Below are 2,977 nucleotides of genomic sequence, written 5' to 3' on the forward strand. Positions count from 1 at the left end.
GCGCGGCGCGGGGACAGCGCGGCGCGGGGACAGCGCGGCGGCGGGGACAGCGGCGGCGCGGACGGGGTCGGGCCCCGGAGCGAGTGCTCCGGGCCCGATCGTCGCGGGGTCGGCCGTCAGGCGGCGGGGACCTCGGCGGTGGTGCGGATCCGGTCCAGCGTCGGCGCGGAGACCGGCGACTGGGCGGTCAGGTAGTTCACGAACGCGTCCAGGTCGATCTGGCCGGTGACCAGGTTGGTGCCGCCGGTGAGGGCGCTGAAGCCGTCACCGCCGCCGGCCAGGAAGTTGTTCACCGTCACCCGGTAGGTGGCGGCGGTGTCGACAGGCGTGCCGCCGAGGGTGAGGCTGCCCCGCACCACACGGGTGCCGGCGCACGGTTCGGCCGTCGTGCCGGTGGTGCCGTTCGGGTCGACCACGTAACCCACCGTCGCCGACGGGTACAGCGTCCGGTTGGTGACGAACTGCTGCTCCAGGACGCAGTAGAGCTGTGCGCCGGTCAGGTCCAGCGTCACCAGGTTGTTGGCGAACGGCTGCACCGTGAACGCCTCCTCGTAGGTGACCGGGCCGGCGTCGAGGTCGGCCCGGACCCCGCCCGGGTTCATGAAGGCGGCGACGGCGTTCTGTTCGTCGTCGGTGGCGGCGAGCTGTGCGTCGGCGATCAGGTTGCCCAGCGGCGACTCGCCCAGACTCGTACCGAAGAGGGTTTCCTGGCTCCGGGTGATCGCCTGGTTGGTCACTCCGACCTGGCGGTCGGCGACCGGGCCGAGCACCGTCTTGTACCGGTCGATCAGCGCGGTCTGCTTCGGGTCCTTGGCGACGTCCCGGGTGACCACCACGTTGTTCGCGGCGGCGGAGATGACGTCCCCGCTCCGGCGATCGATCTTGAGGTCGATGTCGGTGACCAGGCGGCCGAACGAGCTGGCACTGGTGACCAGCTTGCCGTTGATGTCGCAGTTGTACGCCTGGTGGGTGTGCCCGCTGACCACCACGTCGATCGACGGGTCCATCCGGTTGGTGATGTCCACGATGGGCCCGGTCATGCCGACGCAGTCGTTGATCCCGCCGGTCGCGGCCTGGGCGCCACCCTCGTGCAGCAGGACGACGATCGCCTGCACGCCCTTGCGACGCAGCTCGCGGGCGTACCGGTTGGCGGTGTCCGCCTCGTCGGCGAAGCTGAGGCCGGCGACGCCCTGCTGGCTGACGATCTGCGGGGTGCCTTCCAGGGTCATGCCGATGAAGCCGACCTTGACGCCCTGCACCTTGTGGATCGCGTACGGCGCCATCAGCGGCTTGCCGGTCGCGGTCTTGAAGGCGTTCGCGGAGAGATACTTGAATCCGGCGCCGCGGTACGGGGTTCCGTCGGCGCAGCCGTCCACCGGGTGGCAGCCGCCGTTCTGGATCCGCAGCAGCTCGGCGGCACCCTCGTCGAACTCGTGGTTGCCGACGCTGGCGTAGTCCAGCCCGGCCATGCTCAGCGCCTCGATCGTCGGCTCGTCGTGGAACGCGGCGGAGAGCAGCGGGGACGCGCCGATCAGGTCACCGGCGGCGACCGTGATGGTGTTCTTCTTCTTGGCGGCGGCGCGCAGCTCGGCCAGGTGGGTGGCCAAAAACTCGACGCCACCGGCGGTCTGCCCGGCGATGGTGCCGCTGGACCCGCTCGGCGGTTCGAGGTTGCCGTGGAAGTCGTTGAGGGCCAGCAGGGTGACGTCGACCGGCTTCGGTCGCGCGTCGGCCGGCTCAGGGCTGGTGGCGACCGCGCCGAGGGCGGCCACCGCGAGCGCGGTCAGACCGATACCGGCCCGACGCATCCCGGGTATGAACATGGATCTCCTCGTGAGAATCGGCGCGTACGGTGCCCGGCCGGTGGTTCGACCGGGCCGCCGACCGACGCCGTCGGAAGGGTCGCGGTTGGCGGCGGGTGAGGCTGGCCGCTCGCCGACAGCCTCTCATCCGGACGCCGACCGGTCGACCCAGGCAGCACATCCGAGCTGCGGGTACACCCGGACCTCGATCGATCGCCGGTTGCGGCGGTCTGCCGGACAACGTCGGACCCAGCGTCTAGAAAGGACGGGGCAGCCAACGCGGGACGGGGAGCGGCATGATGAGCGGAACGACTTCGGTGGAGCAGGTGCGATCGGTCGACGGCACGCCGATCGCGTTCGAACGGTCCGGGGCCGGGCCCGCCATCATCCTGGTCGGCGGCGCGTTCAGTGATCGCCGGACGACCGGAGCCCTGGCCACCGAGTTGGCACCGGATTTCACCGTCTTCAGCTACGACCGTCGAGGTCGGGGGTTCAGCGGCGACACCGCTCCGTACGAGATCGGCCGGGAGATCGACGACCTGGCTGCCCTGATCGCCGCGGCGGGTGGGTCCGCCGCTGTCTACGGGATCTCCTCCGGTGCGGTCCTGTCCGCCCTCGCCACCGCGCAGGGCCTGCCGGTGAGCGGGTTGGTCCTGTTCGAGCCGCCATTCCAGGTCGGCCCGCACGTGAACGTCCGCACTGACATCACCGCGCAGCTCATCGAGTTGATCGCCGCCGACGACCGGGACGGCGCGGTGGAGCTGTTCCTCAGCGCCGCGGTGGGGCTGCCGGCCGAGCAGATCACCGAAATGCGGTCGCAACCGATCTGGGGTGGGCTGACGGCGATCGCGCACACCCTGCCGTACGACGCGATCGTCACCGCGGGCGGGCGGTTCCCCGCCGACCGGCTGGCGGCCATCACCGTGCCGACCCTCACGGTGCACAGCACCGGCAGTCCCCAGTGGCTACGGGACGCGAGTCGGGCCGCCGCCGAGGCGTCCCGAGTGGCCGGTCCGTCAGCCTGGACGGTGGCAACCATGATGTGCCACCGGCGACGCTCGCCCCGGCGCTGCGCGAGTTCCTGCTCGACTGACCCGCCACGCCGGCACCCACAGCCAGGCCGGCACGAAACAGCCACGCCGGCACCGGACAGCCGCGATGGGGCGGGTGGCCGG

Annotated in this window: 2 protein-coding genes; one reads left to right on the forward strand and one right to left on the reverse strand. The window is 71.4% G+C overall.

All coding sequences use genetic code 11. The annotated features are described in order from the left end of the window. Window positions 1-116: 116 nt before the first annotated feature. Window positions 117-1,823, reverse strand: coding sequence for a bifunctional metallophosphatase/5'-nucleotidase (locus JM949_RS34975; RefSeq protein ID WP_203152343.1), 1,707 nt, complete (start codon window positions 1,821-1,823; stop codon window positions 117-119). Between the two features lie 278 nt (window positions 1,824-2,101). Between JM949_RS34975 and JM949_RS34980 the strand changes: the two genes are divergently transcribed. Beyond that, on the forward strand, window positions 2,102-2,977 hold an 876-nt coding region (locus tag JM949_RS34980; RefSeq protein WP_203152344.1), incomplete at its 3' end, for an alpha/beta fold hydrolase.

The organism is Micromonospora tarensis (assembly GCF_016803395.1).
Lineage (GTDB): Bacteria > Actinomycetota > Actinomycetes > Mycobacteriales > Micromonosporaceae > Micromonospora > Micromonospora tarensis.

Coding starts and splice junctions, on each gene's coding strand:
- JM949_RS34975 (WP_203152343.1), bottom strand. CDS start 1,823: ATGTTCATACCCGGGATGCGTCGGGCCGGTATCGGTCTGACCGCGCTC.